Below are 4,560 nucleotides of genomic sequence, written 5' to 3' on the forward strand. Positions count from 1 at the left end.
ACCGAGTACGAGGCAGCACACTACGCTGACACAGAACCCGTGGCCGACTGATCACCGGCCCACAAAACACCGGCAGGAAAGCCGGAACGGTTCACCGTGCTGTCGGGCGGTTGTGTGCGCTGGGCTGCGATGGTGGACCCCAGTCAAGGACGTGCAGGCCCGTGCTGAGGATGAGACCGGCTTCCAGGTCCAGGAGCTGGATGGGAGACCGGCTGTGGCGCCGCAGCCATCTATGACGCCGCTGCTGTTCCTTTTTGCTCAGGTCGTGCCAGCGGTCGTAGTGGACACCGGGTGCCCTGTCCGGGTTCTCGCGGGCCCAGGCGCGGACCAGAAGGGCGTCGTCCGGCGCGGTGCGCAGGGTGGTGAGGGCCCATGCGGTGTCGTACGGCAGTGAGGGCCCGTGGCGTTTCATGAGCCGGAGAGTCCGTCGCTGCCGCATTGGTGCAAGGAGCCATCGTGTGATGCGGAGGTTCATGAAGGTGTGCTCCCGGTCTCGGGTGGGGTACGCCAGCGGTCGGCAGCGTCTTTGAGGCTGTGGTGGCCCAGCGTCTGCAGGGTTTGGACGAGGGCCTGGAGGAGGATTTCGCGCTGCTGGGGCGTGTGGAGGTCGGTGACGAGCTGCTCGGTGAAGCGCAGGATGTCGCTGCGGATGCCGTCGCTCTCGGCCTCGTGGGGAGGCGGCAGACCCTCTAGAGCGGCCGCGAGGGCCTGGAGGTCGTCAAAGCGGTCGGGAAACTGGGCGATCCACCACACTCGGCGCAGGTCAGGGTCTGCCAGTACGTGCTGCAGATGCGCCAGGCGGTCCAGTTCCTCCTCGTGCGCCAGGCTCAGCGTCTGCTGCCGACAGGCATGTTCTTGGGCCAGGTTGCGGTCGCGGGGCGCGGCCTCCAAACGCGCGCCACCGATGCACCTCAAACCTGGTGCGACGCAACTCCACTGGCTCAGGGCGGCATTGACGGCGTCTTGTGCAGCAGCGAGATCGAGGACGGAGTGCTGTCGCAAGACTTTCGCAGCGTGCCGGCGCAGATGGTCTCTGGCCGTCGCCGCCGGGTCGTGAAGCTCCGGGGAATCGGGTCGTGTCCAGTTCCAGGCGCCGTCGATGCGGACGGTGAAGCACACGGCCTTGAGGCGACTTGCCATCCGCTCATCCCGCAGGACGAGCGGATGGCACGCCTCCTGGGCGTCGGCCGCACACGGCGCGGGCAGCGCAGGTGTGCGGCGGCGCCATGGCAGGAAGGTCACGGCTGCGCCGGGTAGGTGTCACCACCAGCGTCGGAATCGGATGCTGCAGGGGAGAGTGTCTGTTCGTCGATCAGACGGTGAAACAGTTTCCTACGCCGTGTCCGTCCCAGGTCCGAGGTGCTAGAAGTGCCCACCAGGATGCCGGCTGCTCCTGCCTCGTGGAGGTGCCCGCGTAGCACCGCGGCCGTGATCGGCATGAGCAGTGCGTCTGGCAGCGCGGGGGAGTCCAGCCACTCGGCGAGACGGGCGTGGGCTTCTGCCGCCGTGGAGGGTTCTTCCAGGGCGGCCCGCCAGCCCCGGATGAAGAGCTGGTCGATCAGCTCCGCAGTGGGGTCACCGGCGGGCTCCTGCGCCGAAGGCAGGAGAGCGGTGTCGGTGATGTCGGTCAGTGCCAGGAAGGTGCTGGCCCCGGCCTTGCGTGTCGTACTCTCCGGGGACTCGGCCCACTGGATGATCTCCGACAGCACCAGGATGCGCTGCTCCGGCACATTGGCCAGTGCCCGCACCGCATCGGCGACCGCCTCGCTGGCCAGGCCGTCGTCACGCGACGCAAGGACGCGCAGTCGGGTCAGGGCGATGCGCGGGTACTTCTGGCCCAGCCGTCCGGCACAGATCTCGGCAACGGCCGAGACCAGTTCCCTGCTGACGGTCTTCTGCTTCGCCCAGTCATACAGCCACCTGCGCACACCAGGGCCCGTGTCAGGGTGCAGGGCCATCGTCTCCAGGACACCGATGGCCAGCTGCCGATGGCCCGCGCGGCCGGTTTCGATCCACCCGCTCATCACGGTCTGCACGGTCGAGCCGCCGGGCAGCAGGGACAGCTGCACCAGACGGTCGGCGATGCGCCCGAGATGGCGAACGGCGATTCCGTTCGGGGCGCTGAGCTGCGACGCCCACTCCAGCAGCACTCCGCGCAGCTGCGGCCGCTGCTGCCACACGTACTTCAAAACCGCCTCGGCCAGTCCGTGTCGCTCCTCGTCCAGCGAGATGCACTCCTCACCCACCACTGAAGCATGGATGGCATGCAGGCGTGCCCGCAGGTCACGGCCGGCCAGTGCGCCGCCGGGCGGCAGGACACCGCCAACTTCCTCGAACAGCTTGTCCGCTGCTTCCAGCACGATGTCAGCGGGCGTGTTCTCCAGCAGGGCGGCGGCCATCAGCAGGGCCCGCTCGCGCAGGTCATCCTCGGACGAATGGCTCGTGAACCAGTCCTCGAGGTGCTTGCGCCAGTCGGTGAACTGCTGCTTGATCGCATCCCTGTCGTCCTCGCTGGCCTCGGCGATAAGGCCGGCCAAGCGGGCGGCGTCAGAGACCTGAGAGGCTTCGGTGAGGAGCGTGTCGAGCGACGGACTCTTCAGCCAGTCCACCCGGTCGCCCGCACGATGGCGAAGGTGCGCCAAGGCGACCTGCTGAGCCGGCGGGCGGACCAGGTGCGTCGTGGGCACGTTGGCCAACGTCCGGGGATTCCAAGAACCCTCATCGGCCAGGATGACCAGAAAGGCCTCGTCTGCCTGCGCCGCCTTCTGGTAGTCACCGAGGCCGGTGTAGAAGTCGTCATCCAGCCCGCTGTATCCCGTGAGGTCCAGGATGAAGCCATGCCCTGCGGTGTGAGGAATCTGCTCGGTACGCGGCTGGTCCCAGTCCAGCACCAGCCAGCGGATCCGCTCCTTGTGCACGCCCGCCTTGAGCAGAACATGGAGCGCAGCCGTACGCCGCCCCGTGCCCGCCTCACCGCAGAGCACCAGCGTGTGGCTTCGCTCGTGCTGGCGCGACAGTCTGCTGACGGCCAGTGTCGCCTGTCCGCTCCCGCCGGGGCCCGCGGAGTCGACGAACGCGTGCTCGGCGAGGTCCAGTTCGGCCGCGTCGACACCGACGCCGCGCAGATACTGCCAGCTCCGCTCGTAGCGATGGTGGTGCTCGTTGTAGTCCCTGCCGACCTGCGTCACCGTGGCGTTGCCGGTCGCCTCAGCCTTCTGGAACGGCGGCGTCATTCCCGCGTCCGTAGTGCCGGTGCTCACGCTTCCTCCCGGCCGCGGTTGTAGTCGCCGCCGACCTGTACGATCCGCGCCTTGCCCTTGGCCTTGGCCCTCTGCCCTCCCGCCGGGATCGCCGGCTTTTCGCGAGCCGGGCCGTCGTTCGTCCGGCTCTGGCTCTCGGAGCCGCGCGGGCCGGCGGACGAGGTGCTGCTGTCGGCGTTGAGGTAGGAGGCGATGACGGCCGGGACGAGTCCGGGCACGTGGAGCCAACACGTTTCCTCGAATCCGGGCTTGCCGTTCACGAGGGCCGTGGCCGGATGGAAGTCCCGCGGCTTCAGTGTCCTGGTGCGTTCGGCGCGGACGGAGCGGTCGTAGACCGGGTCCGACACGGCAGCGGCCAGCGGCAGGTCATTGTCGAGGGCAGCATCCATGGCCCGGCGGACGGCCACGCTCTCGACGAGACGGCAGGCGTCAACCGTGGCATCACCGCGGTGGTTGGGCAGTACAAGGGGGCCGACGTGGACGCTCGCACGCAGCCGGATGGAGGGGGAGCTGGCCAGACGGCTCTGCTCCCGTCGCTCCAGGGCCTGCTTGAGGTGACCCAGGAGCGGGTCGACCAGCCTGGCCACGTGCCGGGAGGAGAGCACGTAGATGGATCCGTCGCCACGGTCCTTGACCGCGTTGTCGAGCGTGACGACGTCGTCGATCCCGCACTGCTCGAAGACGGTGGACAAGATGGACTCCAAGTCGGCCAGAGTGGGAGCCATCTTCGCCTCGGGGATCTTGCTGTAGTCCTTCATATCGACGACCAACAGGGCGTATTCCTGCGGGACATCGTCCGCGTCCGGTGTGACAGCAGGGGGCATGCAGCATCGGCCTTCCTGGCAGGAATGATCGGGTGGCGGCCCATGCTGGCCGCGCACGTTCCGTCGCGGTGCCCAGCAGTGGGCACCGCGACCGTGCTGTCGATCACCTCTGGGCATCCGCATGCGAGCGGATCGACGGCATGTCGCGAATGATCAGACCGCCGCCGGCCTCGTTGACGAGCCATCCTTGCTCACGCCACGGCTTGAGAGCCGTTCCCACAGCGTTACGGGACGCGCCGATCATCTGCGACAGCTCGATCTGCGTCAGGCGCACGACGTAGTCGCATCCCTCGCCGGAGGCTGCCTGCAGCAACCGGCCCAGAGCTGAAGCCAGACGCACTGCCACCGGTGAGGTGGCCATTTCCAGACGTACGGCCTCTGGGGCCTTCCCCCGTGATGGTGGACACGCTTCGGTGATCACGCGGCGAGTGTGAGCTTAGCCGCGTGGTGTCGGCGTTCGTATTCGTTGGGGCTGA

At 68.0% G+C, this 4,560-nt stretch carries 5 protein-coding genes; all 5 read right to left on the reverse strand.

The window, feature by feature from the left end; genetic code table 11:
* Positions 1–91: 91 nt before the first annotated feature.
* Positions 92–412, reverse strand: coding sequence for a hypothetical protein (locus ACFW1I_RS38000; RefSeq protein WP_384678629.1), 321 nt, complete (start codon positions 410–412; stop codon positions 92–94).
* Between the two features lie 59 nt (positions 413–471).
* Entirely contained in the window at positions 472–1,242 is a 771-nt protein-coding gene (locus tag ACFW1I_RS38005) for a hypothetical protein (RefSeq protein ID WP_384678631.1), read from the reverse strand.
* Positions 1,239–3,260: a hypothetical protein gene (locus tag ACFW1I_RS38010; RefSeq protein WP_384678633.1), complete on the reverse strand. Its 2,022-nt coding sequence runs from the start codon at positions 3,258–3,260 to the stop codon at positions 1,239–1,241. Before ACFW1I_RS38010 ends, ACFW1I_RS38005 begins: the two co-directional genes overlap by 4 nt.
* On the reverse strand, positions 3,257–4,084 hold the full coding sequence (locus ACFW1I_RS38015; protein ID WP_384678635.1) for a hypothetical protein: 828 nt from the start codon (positions 4,082–4,084) through the stop codon (positions 3,257–3,259). The genes ACFW1I_RS38010 and ACFW1I_RS38015 overlap by 4 nt, the downstream gene beginning before the upstream one ends.
* Positions 4,085–4,187: 103 nt before the next feature.
* Positions 4,188–4,505, reverse strand: a complete 318-nt coding sequence (locus ACFW1I_RS38020; protein WP_384678637.1) for a helix-turn-helix domain-containing protein — start codon at positions 4,503–4,505, stop codon at positions 4,188–4,190.
* Positions 4,506–4,560: the final 55 nt, after the last annotated feature.

It is taken from the genome of Streptomyces sp. NPDC058955 (genome assembly GCF_042741435.1).
Taxonomy (GTDB): Bacteria; Actinomycetota; Actinomycetes; order Streptomycetales; family Streptomycetaceae; genus Streptomyces.

Excerpts from the sequence above, each read along its gene's own strand:
- ACFW1I_RS38000 (WP_384678629.1), bottom strand. The coding sequence starts at position 412 with ATGAAACGCCACGGGCCCTCACTGCCGTACGACACCGCATGGGCCCTC.
- ACFW1I_RS38015 (WP_384678635.1), bottom strand. The coding sequence starts at position 4,084 with ATGCCCCCTGCTGTCACACCGGACGCGGACGATGTCCCGCAGGAATAC.